General features: G+C 74.5%; 2 protein-coding genes. Both read left to right on the forward strand.

Annotated elements, in window-relative coordinates; translation table 11 throughout:
• Nucleotides 1-25: 25 nt before the first annotated feature.
• Nucleotides 26-5,101 carry an amino acid adenylation domain-containing protein gene (locus tag ACIOD1_RS23105; protein WP_401904330.1) on the forward strand — a complete coding sequence of 1,692 codons (5,076 nt, stop codon included), beginning with the start codon at nt 26-28 and terminating at the stop codon, nt 5,099-5,101.
• Entirely contained in the window at nt 5,098-15,822 is a 10,725-nt protein-coding gene (locus tag ACIOD1_RS23110) for an amino acid adenylation domain-containing protein (protein ID WP_401904332.1), read from the forward strand. Before ACIOD1_RS23105 ends, ACIOD1_RS23110 begins: the two co-directional genes overlap by 4 nt.
• Nucleotides 15,823-15,963 lie beyond the last annotated feature (141 nt).

Below are 15,963 nucleotides of genomic sequence, written 5' to 3' on the forward strand. Positions count from 1 at the left end.
ATCATCAACGAGGAGCTTCAGAGACATGAATCCCGAGTCGCGTACGGGCGCCTCCCCCAGCGAGCCCCTCCTGGCTCACGAACTCGTAGCGGGCCGCGCCGCGGCGACTCCGGACGCGATCGCAGTGGTCGAGGGCACCCGTGAGATCAGCTACGCCGAACTCGACGCCCGCGCCGATCTGCTGGCCCGCCGGCTGCGGAGCCTGGGCGTGGGTCCGGGCGCGGTGGTCGGCGTCTGCCTGCCCCGTTCCGTCGAACTGGTGTCCGCCCTGCTGGCCGTGTGGCGGGCCGGGGCCGGCTACCTGCCGCTCGATCCCGACCAGCCCGCCGCCCGCTCCTCGTGGATGCTGGACGCGGCCGGGGCGCGCTTCGTCGTCACCGACACCGCGTGGGTGCACGTCACCGCCGCCTCGGCCGCCGAGGAGCTGCTCCTGTCCGACCTGGACGGCCTGCCCGACCCGGGTCCGGCGGCCGGCGCGCAGGGCGCCGCCGCCGGTGCCCTCGACATCGCCTACGTCATCTACACCTCGGGCTCCACGGGCACCCCCAAGGGCGTCGTGATCAGCCACGAGGGCATCTCCAACCGCATCGCCTGGGCCACCGGAACGCACGGCCTCTCCCCGGCCGACCGGGTCCTGCACAAGACCGCCGTCACCTTCGACGCGCACGTCTGGGAGGTCTTCGCGCCCCTGGTCAGCGGCGCCACCCTGGTGTTGGCCCCGCAGGGCGCCGAGCGCGACCCCGCGGCCCTGCTGGAGACGGTCGCCGACCAGCGCGTGACCGTCCTCCAGGTGGTGCCCTCCGTCCTGCGGCTGCTCGTCGAGGAGGCGGGCTGGGAGCGCTGCGGCGCCCTGCGGCTGCTGTTCTCGGCGGGCGAGCCCCTCCAGGCCGAGCTGGCGCAGCGGGTGCTGCGCCGGATCGGCGAGCGCGCCGCGGACGGCGGCTTCGAGCTGTGGAACACCTACGGCCCGACCGAGTGCGCGATCGACGTGACCGCGCACCGCTTCGAGCCGGGTCAGCACTCCGGCGCCGTGCCCATCGGCCGCCCCATCGGCGGGATGCGGGTCATGGTCGCCGACCCCGAAGGACACCCGGTCGGGCTCGGCGAGGCGGGCGAACTGTACGCGGGGGGCGTGGGCGTGGCCCGCGGCTACCTCGCCGCCCCCGGGCAGACCGCCGACCGCTTCGTGCCGGACCCGCTCGCCTCGGACGGCTCGCGGCTCTACCGTACGGGCGACCAGGTGCGCCTGCGCGAGGACGGGGTGCTGGAGTACCTCGGCCGCATCGACCACCAGGTCAAGGTCAACGGGGTCCGGATCGAGCCGGGCGAGGTGGAGAGCGCGCTGAGCGCCCACCCCCGCGTCCAGGGCGCCGTGGTCACCGCCTTCGCCGGTCCCGACGGGGGCAAGCGACTGGCCGCGTACGTGCTCGCGGCCTCCGACGAGGTCCTGGCCGGACTGCGCGGCTTCCTCCAGGAACGACTGCCCGACACCCACGTCCCGGCGGTGTTCCTGCGCCTGGACGCCTTCCCCCTGACCGTCAACGGCAAGGTCGACCGGGCCGCGCTGCCCGCCCCCGAACTCGGCGGCGACGACGTCCGGGCGCCGGGCCGCGAGCCCCGTACCGAGGCGGAGCGACTGGTCGCCACCGCCTGGCGGGAGCTGTTGAAGACCCGGGACATCAGCCTGGACGACGACTTCTTCGCCCTGGGCGGCACCTCCCTCCAACTGGCCCGCCTGGCCGGCCGGCTGCGCGCCCTGTCGGGCCGCAAGATCCAACTGCGCGGGCTGTTCGCCGCGACCACCGTCGAGGCCCAGGCCCTCCTGCTCGCCCCCGCCCCGGCCGCCGACGACGCGGCACCGGGCGCCGCGGCCACGCCGGAGCAGGCACCGGCCGAGGCCGCCGAGCCGGCGATCGCCGCCGTGCCGCGCGACGGCGGACCGCTGCCGCTGTCCTTCGGCCAGCGCCGGCTGTGGTTCCTGGACCGGATGAACCCGGGCAGCTCCGAGTGGGTCGCCGGGATGTTCCTCAAGGTGCCCGACGGCACCCATGTCGCCCACGTCCAGCGGGCCCTGAACGCCCTGGTGGAGCGGCACGAGGCGCTGCGCACCCGGTACGCGGTGGTGGACGGCGAGTCCGTGCAGTTCATCGCCGCCCCGCACCGGGTCGAGCTGCGCCACCTGCACGCGGATCGCGAGGAGTTCACCGCGATCCTGAAGGAGGAGTTCGGGCGGGGCTTCGACCTGGAGAACGGGCCGCTGCTGCGGGCCACCCTGGTCCGGCTGCGCGGCGGCGACCACGTCGTCACGGTGGCGATGCACCACATCACCACCGACGGCTGGTCCTCGAACGTGCTGGAGCGGGAGTTCCACCAGCTGATCGACGCCTACCGCGAGGACCGCTCGGACCCGGGGCTGCCGGTGCGCACCCTGGACTACGCCGACTACGCGGCCTGGCAGCGCGGCCGGCTCACCGACGAGGTCGTCGACGGGGAACTGCGCCACTGGCGCGGCGTCCTGACGGGCTCGAACCCGGTGGAGCTGCCGGCCGACCGGCAGCGGACCGCGGTCCGCGACGGCCACGGCTCGGTCGTCCACTTCTCCGTTCCCGAGGAGGTCGTGACCCGGCTGACCGAGCTGGGGCGCGGCCACGGCGCGACGCCGTTCACCACGCTGCTGACGGCGTACGCGACGCTGATCGCGGCGCACGCCGGCCAGTGGGACGTGCCGGTGGGCACACCGGTGGCCGGGCGCGACCGCGCCGAGACCGAGGGGATCGTCGGCTTCTTCCTCAACAGCCTGGTGCTGCGCTGCGCTCTGGACGCCCGACTCACCTTCCGCGAGGCCCTGGAGCGGGTCAAGCGGACCACCCGGGACGCCTTCGCCCACCAGGACCTGCCGTTCGAGCGGCTGGTGGAGGAGCTGGCGCCGGAGCGCGACCTGTCCCGTACGCCCCTGTACCAGGTGGCCTTCGACCTGCACGACGAGTCGTTCAACGGCGCCGTGGAGGGCGACGAGGACGTGCGGACCCTCAAGGAGATGTGGGGGGTCGCGCACACCGATCTGACGCTGTACATGCGCCGGCACGCGGACGGGACGATGTTCGCGAGCCTGGAGTTCGCGACCGCGCTCTACGACGCGGCCACCGTCGAGCGCCTCGCCGAACGCTTCCGGCACCTGTTGGCGGCCGTCGCCGCCGACCCGGACGTCGTTCTCGGCGAGGTGGACCTGCTGTCGGGGGCGGAGCGGGAGCTGCTGACCTCGACGTGGGCGACCGCCCCGAACGCGCCGGTCACCGTCGCCGCGCACGAGGTGTTCGCCGCGCAGGCGGCGCGGACGCCCGACGCGGTCGCGATCCAGGAGGACGGGCGCACGGTCGACTACGCGGAACTCGACGCCCGGGCCAACCGGCTGGCCCACCACCTGCGCACCCTCGGGATCGGTCCCGAGGCCCGGGTCGGGGTGCTGCTGGACCGCGGCGCCGAACTGACCGCGACCCTGCTGGCGGTCTGGAAGGCCGGCGGCGCCTACGTGCCGATGGACCCGGCGTGGCCGACCGAGCGGGTCGGCGCCATGCCGGCCGACGCCGGCGCCCGGGTGGTGGTGACCTCCGCCGGGTACGCGAAGCGGTTCTCCGGGTACACCGGCGCCCTGGTCCTCGTGGACGCGGACGCGAACGCCGACGCCCTCGCGGCGCTCCCGGCGACCGCGCCCGAGGTCCCGGCCGACCTGGACCGGCTGGCGTACCTGATCTACACCTCGGGGTCCACCGGCCGCCCCAAGGGGGTCGCGGTGCCCCACCGGGGTCTGGCCAACCACCTGCGGTGGGCCGTGGACGAGCTGGTGGCGCGGGGCAGGGGCGGCAGCGCCGTCTTCTCCTCGACCGCCTTCGACCTGGCCGTGCCCAACGTGTGGGCGCCCCTGCTGGCCGGACAGCGGGTGGTGATGTTGCCCCAGGACACCGATCTGTCGGAGCTGGGGGCGCGCTTGGCCGCCTCGGGGCCGTACAGCTTCCTCAAGCTGACACCCGGCCACCTGGACATCCTGACGCAGCAGTTGACGCCCGAGCAGTCGGCGGAGCTGGCCGGGGTGGTCGTGGTCGCCGGCGAGGCGCTGCCGGGACCGCTGGCCCGCGAGTGGGTCGAGCGGCTCGGCGCGGGCCGGCTGGTCAACGAGTACGGCCCGACCGAGGCCTCCGTGGGCACGAGCGTCCATCCGGTGCCGCGGGGCGAGCTGCCCCCGGTGGTGCCGATCGGCGGCCCGCTGCCCGGCATGACGACGTACGTCCTGGACGGGGCGATGCGGCCGGTGCCGACCGGCTCGGTGGGCGAGCTGTACGTCGGTGGCACGGGCGTGGCCCGCGGTTACGCGGAGCTCCCGGTGGCGACGGCGGAGAAGTTCGTGCCCGACCCCTTCGGGGAGGCGGGCGCCCGCCTCTACCGCACCGGTGACCTGGCCCGCTGGTCGGCGGACGGGCAGGTCGAGTTCCTGGGCCGCACCGACCACCAGGTCAAGATCCGCGGCTACCGGGTGGAGCCAGGCGAGGCGCAGGCCGTGCTCGCCGACCACCCGGGGGTGCGGGAGGCCGTGGTGGTCGCCCGTACCGACGGCGGGGTGGTGCGGCTGGCGGGGTACTTCGTACCGGCCTTCAATCCGGTCGACGGCGGCGAGCTGGCGGAGTACTGCGCCGAGCTGCTGCCGGACCACCTGGTCCCGTCCTCGTTCACCGCGCTGGAGGCCGTCCCGCTGAACGCGAACGGCAAGCTGGACCGGGCGGCCCTGCCCGACCCGGCGCCGGCGTCGGCCGCGTCCGTCGAGGACGAGCCGTCCGGTCCGTTGCAGGAACGTATCTCCGAGATCTGGGCCGAGCTGCTCGGCTCCCGGATCGGCGTCCGCGACAACTTCTTCCGGTCGGGGGGCAACTCCATCCTCGCGATCCGGCTGATCGCGGCCATCCAGTCGGAGTTCGAGATCGCCCTGCCGGTCCGCGAGATCTTCGAACACCCGACCGTCGCCGCCCTGGCGGACGCCGTCGAATCCCGTATCCGCGCCGAGATCGAGCAGTTGTCGGACGCCGAGCTGTTGGAGGAGCAGAGAGCATGAGCATTCAGGAAACGACTCCCGTACAGCAGGCCGGGGCCCGGCGGTCCGCCCCGGCGGCGTCCCCCGAGGAACTCCGCGCCGAGCTGCTCCGCAGCCGCCTCGCGGGCCGTCGCGGCCCGCGGGGCGGGGCCGGCCCGACCGCCCCCGCGCCCTCGGGCATACCGAGGGCCGACCGCGACGCCCCGCTCCCGCTGTCCTCCGGACAGCAGCAGATGTGGTTCCTGAGCCGGCTGGAGCCGGACAGCGCCGAATACCTGGTGCCGCTGGTGCTGCGACTGCGCGGCGCCCTCGACACCGGGGCGCTGGCCGCCGCCTGGCAGACGGTGACCGACCGGCACGAGATCCTGCGCACCCGCTACGGCCTCTCGGGCACCCTGCCCGTGCAGTTCGTCGACGCCCCGGCCCCCGTCGCCCTGCCGCTCGACGACCTCGGCGGCGAGCGCCCCGACGAGCGCGAGGCCCTGGCCGCCGCCCTGGTCGAGCGCGAGCTGGGCACCCCCTTCGACCTGGCCGCCCAGTGGCCGGCCCGGGCGCGGCTGATCCGACTGGCCGCCGACGAGCACGTCCTGGTCGTGGCCTTCCACCACATCGCCTGCGACGCCTGGTCGACCCGCGTGTTCGCCGACGAGCTGAGCACCCTCTACACCCGCCGGACCACCGGCGACAGCACCCCGCTCGCGCCGCTGGAGGTGCAGTACGCGGACTACGCGGCCTGGCAGCGCGAGCGGCTGACCGGGCCGGCCCTGGAGCGGCAGCTCGCCCACTGGCGGGAGCGGCTCACCGGCGCCCTGCCCGTGGAGCTGCCCACCGACCGGCCCCGACCGGCGGTGCGCGACACCGCCGGCGCCGACGTGCCAGTCGCCTTCCCCGAGGGGCTGGCGCGGCGGGTCCGCGAGCTGGCCGCGGCCCACGCCACCACCCCGTTCGCGGTGCTGTTGACCGCCTTCCAGGTGCTGGTGTCCCGCTACACCGGCCAGAGCGACGTCTCGGTCGGCACCGTGGTCTCCGGGCGCGGCCGGCCCGAGCTGCAGAAGCTGATCGGGTACGGCATCAACACCCTGGTGATGCGCGGCAGTTGGGCGGACGACCCGGGTTTCGGCGGGCTGCTCGCCCGGACCCGGGCCGACGTCCTCGACGCGTTCGACCACCAGGAGGTGCCGTTCGCCCGGCTGGTGGACGAGCTGCAGCCGGAGCGCGACATGTCACGCACCCCGCTGCACCAGGTCGCCTTCACGATGCACGAGCGGCGGCTGGACGCGTTCGCCCTGCCCGGTCTGACCGTCGAGCAGTACGCGCGCCGGGACCGGGTCGCCAAGTACGAGCTGACCCTCCAGATCGAGGAGGGCCCCGACGGGTCGCTGGGCGGCGCCCTCAACTACGCCACCGCCCTCTTCGACCGCGCCACGGCCGAGCGGATGGCCGGGCACCTGCTGCGGCTGCTGACGGAGGCCACCGCGGACCCGGCCCTGCCCGTGTCCCGGCTGCGCCTCCTCGGCGACGCCGAACTCGCCGTCGCCACCGGCTCGCTCAGCGGGTTCCGGCCGGGCCCGCCGGTGGACCGCTGCGTGCACCAGGTCTTCGAGGAGCGCGCCGCGGCGACCCCCGACGCGATCGCCGTGACGGCCGGCGCCGCCCACCTCACCTACCGGGAGCTGAACGAGCGGGCGAACCGGGTGGCCCACCAGCTGCGCGCCATGGGCGCCGGGCCCGAGCACCTCGTCGGCCTCTGCCTGGAGCGCGGCCCCGAGCTGATGCCGGCGCTGCTCGGCATCCTCAAATCCGGGGCGGGCTACCTTCCCCTCGACCCGGCCAACCCGGCCGACCGGCTCGCCTACGTCATGGCCGACGCGGGGGCCCGGATCGTCGTCGCCTCCGAGGCGACCGCCCCCGCGCTCGCCGACGCCCGGGACGTCGAGACCCTGTTCCTGGACCGGGACTCCGCCCTGATCGGGGCGCGTGCGGCCACGAACCCGGAGCCGACGGGCGGGCCCGGCTCCACCATCTACGTCATCTACACCTCGGGCTCCACCGGGCGCCCCAAGGGCGTGGTCCTGGAGCACGGCAACGTGCTGCGCCTGCTGAGCACCGCCCACGAGCACTACGGCTTCGGCGCCGGAGACGTGTGGACCATGTTCCACAGCTACGCCTTCGACGTGTCGGTGTTCGAGATGTGGGGCGCGCTGCTCCACGGCGGCCGGCTCGTGGTCGTCGGCCAGGACGTCACCCGCTCGCCCTCGGACTTCCTCGACCTGCTCGTCTCCGAGCGGGCGACGGTGCTCTCGCAGACCCCGACCGCCTTCCGCTCGCTGGTCGCCGCGGCCGGCTCGGGCGACCCGCGGATCGACGAACTGTCCCTGCGCGCGGTGGTGTTCGCCGGGGAGAAGCTGGAGGTCCCCGAGCTGCGGCCGTGGCTGGAGCGCGTCGGCCCCGACGGTCCCGCCCTCGTCAACATGTACGGCATCACCGAGACCACCGTCCACACGACGTACCACCGGATCGAGGAGGCCGACTTTGAACCGCTTGCGGGCAACCGGGTGGGCCATCCGCTCAGCGACCTTCCGGTGTATCTCCTGGACGCCTCGGGCAACCCGGCGCCCCTCGGCGTCCCGGGTGAGATCCACGTCGGTGGTCCGGGAGTCGCCCGCGGCTACCTGGGCCGCCCGGAGCTGACGGCCGAGCGGTTCGTCCCCGACCCCTTCGGTCCGCCCGGCGCCCGGCTGTACCGCAGCGGCGACGCCGCGCGCCGGCTGCCCGACGGGAGCCTGGAGTTCATCGGCCGCATCGACAACCAGGTCAAGATCCGCGGCTACCGCGTCGAGCTGGGCGAGATCGCCCACGCCCTGCTGGAGCACCCGGGCGTCGGTGAGGCCGTGGTCCAGGTCCGCACCGACTCCGGCGAGAAGCAGCTGGTCGGCTACCTGGTGGCGCGCGAGCCCGGCGGCCTTCCCGAGCCCGGTGAGCTGCGCACCCTGCTGCGGCGGACCCTGCCCGAGTACATGCTGCCCTCGGCGTTCGTGTCCCTGGAGCGGATCCCGCTGACCGTCAACGGCAAGCTCGACCACCGCGCGCTGCCCGCCCCCGACACCACGACCCTGCGCGGCGCGGGCGCGTTCACGGCGCCCCGTACGCCCGTCGAGGAGCGGGTCGCCGCGGTGTGGACCGAGGTGCTCGGCGTGGACCGGGTCGGTGTCCTGGACTCCTTCTTCGACCTCGGAGGCGACTCGATCCGGGCGATCGCCCTGGTCGGCGCCCTGCGCGCGGCCGGGTACGACGTCTCGGTGCGCGACGTCTTCGACTTCCGCACCGTCGCGCAGCTCTGCGAGTCGATCACCGGGCGGCCCGCGCTCGCCCCGGGCACGGAGACCGTCGAGCCGTTCGCGTTGATCGACGCGGCGGACCGGGCGGCCGTCCCGGCCGGGGTCACGGACGCCTATCCGCTGTCGCAGATGCAGCTCGGCATGATCGTCGAGATGCTCGCCGACACCAGCCGCAACCTCTACCACAACGTCTCCACCTTCAGGATCCGCGACGACCGGCCCTTCGACGGACGGGCCTTCGCCGAGGCGGGTCGGATCGTCACCGCCCGGCACGAGGTGCTGCGCACCTCGATCGCGCTGTCCGGCTTCTCCCGCCCCATGCAGCTGGTGCACGCCCAGGCCGAGATGCCGCTCGGCTCGCAGGACCTGAGCGCCCTGGACCCGGCCGCCGTGGACGCGGCGCTGCGCGCGTTCACGGTCGCCGAGCGGGGCCGGGTCTTCGACCTCGCGGTGCCCTCGCTGATGCGCTTCCACGCGCATCTGACGGGCGGCGCGGACGGTTGGTGGATCTCGGTCACCGAATGCCACCCGATCCTGGAGGGCTGGGGCCACCACTCGCTGCTGATGGAGCTGATCGAGGTCTACCGGGCGGTCCGCGACGGCCGCGAGCCGGAGCCCTTCGACGCTCCGGCCGTGCGCTTCGCCGACTTCGTCGCCGGTGAGCTGCGCGCCGTGGACTCCCCCGAGGACCGCGGGTACTGGCGCTCGGTGGTCACCGAGCACGCGCCGCTCAGGCTCCCGCAGGGCTGGGGGGACCACCCCGAGCTGCCCCGGGAGACCGTGCAGGCGGGCATCGTGTGGACCGATCTGGAGGAGGGGCTGCGCGCGCTGGCCGCGCGCGCCAAGACCTCCCTCAAGAGCGTGATGGTCGCGGCACACCTGGCCGTGATGAGCCGGCTCACCGACGAGGCGGCCTTCCACACCGGGCTCGTGTGCGACGCCCGGCCCGAACTGCTCGGTGCCGACCGGGTGCTGGGCATGTACCTCAACACCCTGCCCTTCGCCCACGACCGCTCGGCGCGCACCTGGGACGAGCTGGTCCGGCAGGTCTTCGCCCGCGAGGTCGGTCTGTGGGACCACCGCCGCTACCCGATGGCGGCGATCCAGCGGGAGTGGGGCGGCTCGCGCCGACTGCTCGACGTGTACTTCAACTACCAGGACTTCCGGCAGGTCGACTCCGGGCTGGTGGACCACGAGGGCGGGATCGACGACAGCCCGTCCGAGTTCCCGCTGACGGTGTCCTCGCGGGTCGGCCACATCATCGTGACCTGCGACTCGCACACCGTGAACCGGGAGAACGCCGAACGCCTGGTGGCGATGTACCGGCGGGTGTTGGAGGCGATGGCCGCCGATCCGGACGGGGACGCCACCGTCGACCTCCTCCCGGAGGAGGAGCGCCGCCGGCTGCTGACGGAGGTCAACGACACCCGCGTGCCGCGCGAGGCGGCGACGGCCTACGACCTGTTCGCGCGGCGGGCGGTCGCCGACCCCGACGCGGTCGCGCTGCTGTGGGACGGGGGCGAGGTCTCCTACGGGGAGCTGCTCGCGCGCTCCGAGCGGTACGCGCGGCGGCTGCACGCCCTGGGCGCCGGTCCCGAATCGGTGGTCGGGCTGCTGCTGGACCGTACGCCGGAGCTGGTCGCGGCGATGCTCGGCGCGTGGCGCACGGGTGCCTCGTACGTCCCGCTGGACCCGGCGTTCCCCGCCGACCGGATCGCGTACGTGCTCGCGGACGCCGGGGCGGGGCCGGTGGTCACGCGATCGACGTACGCGCAGGTGCTCGACGGGCGGCACGACGGGCCCCGGCTGGTCCACGACCTGCCGTGGGAGGAGCCCGCGCCGACGGCGGCGCCGGTGCGCGCCGAGGCCGGGCACCTGGCCTACACGCTCTACACCTCGGGCTCCACCGGCCGCCCCAAGGGCGTCGGCATCGCCCACGCGGCCCTGGCCAACCTGTTGTCGGCGATGGCCGAGCAGCTCGGCTCGGGGAGCGCGGACACCTGGCTCTCCCTGACCTCGGTCTCCTTCGACATCTCGGGCCTGGAGCTGTTCCTGCCGCTGGTGACCGGTGGCCGGCTGGTGCTCGCCGACAGCCTGGAGACCAAGGACGGCGCCGCGCTGGGCCGCCTGGTCGAGCGGTACGGCATCACCCACGTGCAGGCCACCCCCTCGGGGTGGAACCTGCTGCTGCGCTCGGGCTTCGAGCGGGCCGCCGTCACCGCCCTGACCGGCGGCGAGGCACTGCCCGTCGAGCTGGCGGCCGAGCTGCGCTCCCGGGTGGACCGGCTGGTCAACGTGTACGGGCCGACCGAGACGACGATCTGGTCGACGAGTTGGGAGGTGCCCGAGGGGGCGGCGCGGATCTCGATCGGACGTCCGATCGCCAACAACACCGTGTACGTGCTGGACTCCCTGCTGCGGCCGGTGCCGGCCGGGGTCGCGGGCGAGCTGTACATCGGCGGCTCGGGGCTGGCCCGCGGCTACCGGAACCTGCCCGCGCGGACGGCGTCCTCGTTCGTCCCGGACCCGTTCTCCACGGATCCCGGCGCGCGGATGTACCGCACCGGCGACGTCGTACGGATGCCGGTGGACGGCGCCCTGCTGTACGTGGGCCGCGCCGACGACCAGGTCAAGATCCGCGGGGTGCGCATCGAGCCGGGCGAGATCGAGGCGGCGCTGATGAAGCTGCCCGGGGTCGCGCACACCGCCGTGACCGTCCGCGAGGACACCCCGGGCGACAAGCGCCTGGTGGCGTACGTGGTCACGACGGACGCCCAGGCGCCGGATCCCGGCGAACTGCGGCGGCTGCTGGCCGCACTGCTGCCGGAGCCGATGCTGCCCTCCGCGTTCGTCGGCCTGGAGGCGCTGCCGTTGAACGCCGCCGGGAAGATCGACCGCAAGGCGCTGCCGGCGCCGGAGGGGGAGGCCCTGGCGACCGGGGACTACCTGGCGCCCCGGACCCCGGGCGAGGAGCGGATGGCCGCGCTGTGGGCCGAGGTCCTCGGGGCGGACCGGGTCGGCGTCCTGGACTCCTTCTTCGACCTCGGCGGCGACTCCCTGCGGGCCGTCAACCTGGTCGGGGCGCTGCGGGAGGCGGGCTACGACATCGCCGTCCGCGACGTGTTCGAGCAGCGCACGGTCGCCGGGCTCGCCGAGGCGGCGGCCGGGAGGCCCGCGCTGACGGGCCGGATCGACGCGGTGGCCCCGTTCGCCCTGATCTCGGGCGGGGACCGGGCGCTGGTGCCCGCCGGGGTGGTGGACGCCTATCCGGCGTCGCAGCTCCAGCTCGGCATGTTGGTGGAGATGCTCGCCGACACCGGCGGTTCGACCTACCACCAGTGCGTTTCCATCCGGGTCAACGACGACCTGCCCTTCGACGGGGCGGCGCTGCGCGCGGCCGTCGCGGACGTCACGGCCCGTCACGACGTGCTGCGGACCTCCTTCGACCTGACCGGGTTCTCCCAGCCGATGCAGCTGGTGCACGAGGGCGTGGCCGTACCGGTGCGCGTCCACGACCTGCGCGGCCGGGACGCGGCCGCCCAGGAGGCGGCGCTCGGCGCCTTCCTGGCCGCCGAGCGGGCCGATGCCTTCGATCCCTCGCGCGCTCCGCTGCTGCGGGTCGCGGCCCACCCGGAGAGCGACACGGCCTGGCGGATCACCTTCAGCCAGCCGCACGCGATCACCCAGGGCTGGGGGCAGTTCGCCCTGGTCACCGAACTCGTCGAGCGCTACCGGGAGATCCGCGACGGCCACGCCGACGCCGTGTCCCACCAGGCTCCGCCGACCCGGTACGCGGACTTCGTGGCGGGCGAGCTGGAGTCGCTCGCGCAGGGCGTGGACAGTGCCTACTGGAAGGGGGTCACCAGCGGTTGGGCGCCGCTGCGGCTCCCGGCCGGCTGGGGTGAGGAGGGCGCCCGGCGCACCCACGTGGTGCCGGTCGACCTCACCGACCTGGAGCAGCCGCTGCGCGCGTTCGCCTCGCGCGCCCGGGTCTCCCTCAAGAGCGTGCTGCTGGCCGCCCACCTGAAGGTGATGAGCCAGCTCACCGAGGAGGAGTCCTTCCACACCGGTCTGGTCGTCGACGCGCGGCCCGAGGTGCTCGGCTCGGACCGGGTGCTGGGCATGTACCTCAACACCCTGCCCTTCGCCCACGACCGCTCGGCCCGGACCTGGGGCGAGCTGGTGCGGGACGTCTTCGCCCGCGAGGTCGACCTGTGGGCCCACCGCCGCTATCCGATGGCGGCGATCCAGCGGGAGGCTCCGGGCTCGCAGCGGCAGATCGACGTCCTGTTCAACTACCACGACCTGCGGTCGTTCAACAGCGACCGGATCGACGCGGGTTCGAGCGTCGGCGAGACGACCACGGAGTTCGCGCTGAGCGTCGCCACCGGCGGCCGGGGCCTGAACCTGACCGCGGACTCGCGGGTGCTCGGTCGGGCCGACGGCGAGCGGCTGGCCCGCATGTACCGGGCGGTGCTCGCCTCGATGGCGGCCTCACCGGACGGCGACGCGCGCCGGACGTACCTGGGTGAGGCGGAGGAGGAGCTGCTGCGCTCCTTCACCGAGACCGACCGCGAGCCCGCGTGGGTGGCCGTGGAGGAAGAACTGGACCGGTTCGCCGCCGAGGATCCGCGGCGTACGGCGCTCGTCGCCGACGGGGTGGAACTCTCGTACGCCGAGGTCGCGGCCGAGTCGAACCGGCTCGCCCACCACCTGCGGGCGCTCGGGGTCGGACCGGACACGGTCGTGGCGGTCCACGCCCGCCGCTCCCCCGCCACGGTCCTCGCGGTCCTCGCGGTGCTCAAGGCGGGCGGTGCCTGGCTGCCGCTGGACCCGACGCTGCCGGCGGAGCGGCTGGCCTACATGGCCGCCGACGCGGACGTCCGCGTGGTGTTGGGGGAGGCGGTCGAGGGGTTCGGTGACGCCGGGGACGGTCCGCGCCGGGCTGTCGTGGCGCTGGACCGGCCGCAGGCCTGGGCGCACCTGCCCGCCACGGCTCCGACCGCGCTCGCGGACCCGGACCACCTGGCGTACGTGATCTACACCTCGGGTTCCACCGGCCGGCCGAAGGGGGTCGAGGCCACCCGGCGGGGCATGGCCAACCACCTGTTGGCGAAGGTGGAGGACCTGGAGCTGACCGGGGCCGACTCGATCGTGCAGAACGCCTCGATGTCCTTCGACATCTCGGTGTGGCAGATGCTCGTCGCGTTCGCCGTCGGCGGTCGGGTCCGGGTGGTCGAGGAGGCGGCCGTGGCGGATCCGGCGGCGCTGTTCGGTCGTACGGCGGACGAGCGGATCACCGTGCTGGAGGTCGTGCCGTCGCTGCTGCGGTCCGCGCTCGACGCCTGGGACGCCGGCCTGATCGGCTTCGACCTGCCCGCCCTGCGGTGGATGGTGGTGACCGGGGAGGCGCTGCCGCCGGACCTGTGCCGGCGCTGGTTCGCCCGCTTCCCGGACGTGCCCATGGTCAACGCCTACGGGCCGACCGAGTGCTCGGACGACATCACGCACGCCTTGGTCCGGGCCGGCGATCCGGTCGGCGAGGCGCGGGTCACCATCGGACGGCCGGTGCGCAACACCCGGCTGTACGTACTGGACTCCGCGATGGCGCCGGTCCCGCTGGGAGTCCCCGGTGAGCTGTACGCGGGCGGCACCGGGGTCTCGCGCGGCTACGGAGGCCGCCCGGCGCTGACCGCCGAGCGGTTCGTGCCCGATCCGTTCGGTCCGGCCGGCTCGCGGCTGTACCGGACGGGGGACGTGGCGGCCTGGAACGCGGACGGCACCGTCGAGTTCCTGGGCCGCGTCGACCACCAGGTCAAGGTGCGCGGCGTGCGCATCGAGCTGGGCGAGATCGAGGCGGCGCTGACGGCGCTGGCGGAGATCGCGGACGCGGCGGTCGCCGTGCGCCGGGGGCCGCTGGGCCACGAGCAGCTCATCGGCTACGTCGTCACCGTCGACGGCGCCGCCCCGGACGCCGCCGCCCTGCGCGAACGGCTCGCCGGAACGCTGCCCGAGGCGATGGTCCCGGCGGGTTACGTGGCGCTGCCCGCGCTGCCGCTGACGCCCAACGGGAAGGTGGACCGCAAGGCGCTGCCGGAACCGGCGCAGTGGTCGGCCGGGGACCGGGCGTACACCGAGCCCGCCACGGCCACCGAGCGGCGGATCGCGGCGATCTGGTCGCAGACGCTCGGCATCGGGCGGATCGGCCGTGAGGACGGCTTCTTCCGGCTGGGCGGCGACTCGATCCTGGTGATCCGGGTCATCGCGGCGGGCCGCCGGGCGGGGCTCGACATCTCCCTGTTCCTCCTCTACCAGCACGACACCCTGGCCGCGCTGGCGGCGGCCGTGGACGCGGCGGCCGTGACGGCGGCGGCCCTGACCGCCGCACCCGCGGCGCCCCGCACGGGCGGCGCCCCGGCGGCCGAGCGGGCGTTCGACCCGCAGGCGGTACGGGAGGCCCTCGCGGCGAGCGGGGTGCCGGGCGCGAGCCTGGCGGTGATCGAGGGCGGCGAGCTGGTCGCGTTGGAGGGTATCGGCACGCTGAGCGCGGACTCGGACGAGCCGGTCACGCCCGACACCCTCTTCCAGGTCGGTTCCTGGGGCAAGCACGTGACGGCCGTGGCCGTCCTGCGCCTGGTCGATCTGGGGGTCTTGGAGCTGGACGCGGACGCCGACGCGTACCTGCGCACCTGGCGGCTGCCGGCCGCCGAACGGCCCGTCACCGTGCGCCACCTGCTCAGCCATCTGGGCGGGCTCGCCGAGACCCCGCGCCGGGGCGTGCCCCGGGGTCGGCCGGTGCCGCCGCTGGTGGACCTGCTGCGCCTGGGCGCGGTGGCGGAGCGGCCCGCCGGGTCGGAGTTCCACAAGTCCAACGCCCACTACTCGGTGCTGGAACAGCTCCTCGTCGACGTCACCGGGGAACCGTTCGAGGCCCTGGCCCGACGGCTGGTGCTCGATCCGCTGGGGATGACGGGCAGCAGCTTCGACCAGGACTTCCCGGAGCGTTCCGGCCGGCCGGTGGCCCTCGGCCACGACGAGGAGGGCCGGCCCCTCCCGGGCGGCTGGCTGATCCATCCGGAGCTGGCGGCGGCCGGCCTGTGGAGCACGGCGGCGGACATGGCCCGCTTCGAACTGGAGGTGCGCCGCGGCTACCTGGGGCGCCCGCTGGCGCTGCTGTCCCGCGAGTCCGCGCGACAGTTGCTCACCCCGCACAGCGACTCCTTCTACGGCCTCGGCACGATCGTCGACGCCGGCGGCACGGAGGTGGAGTACGGCCACGGCGGCTCGCCCGGCGGCTACCAGGCGGTCTCCATGAACCGCCTGCACCAGGGCGGCGGAGTGGTCGTGCTGACCAACGGGGAGTTCAACGAACGCATCCTGAAGGCGGTGGGAGTGGACCGCTGACGAGCCACGAGGAGGGCGCCGGCCATCGGTGACGGCGGTCCGCGCAGCTCCTGTATCGAAGATGTATAGCCCCCGGCCGGAGAGTGATCCGGCCGGGGGTTCTTCGTGTTCCCGAGCCGGCGGCACAACCGGTCGAGACGA

The sequence above is a fragment of the Streptomyces sp. NPDC088097 genome (assembly GCF_044741845.1).
Taxonomy (GTDB): domain Bacteria; phylum Actinomycetota; class Actinomycetes; order Streptomycetales; family Streptomycetaceae; genus Streptomyces.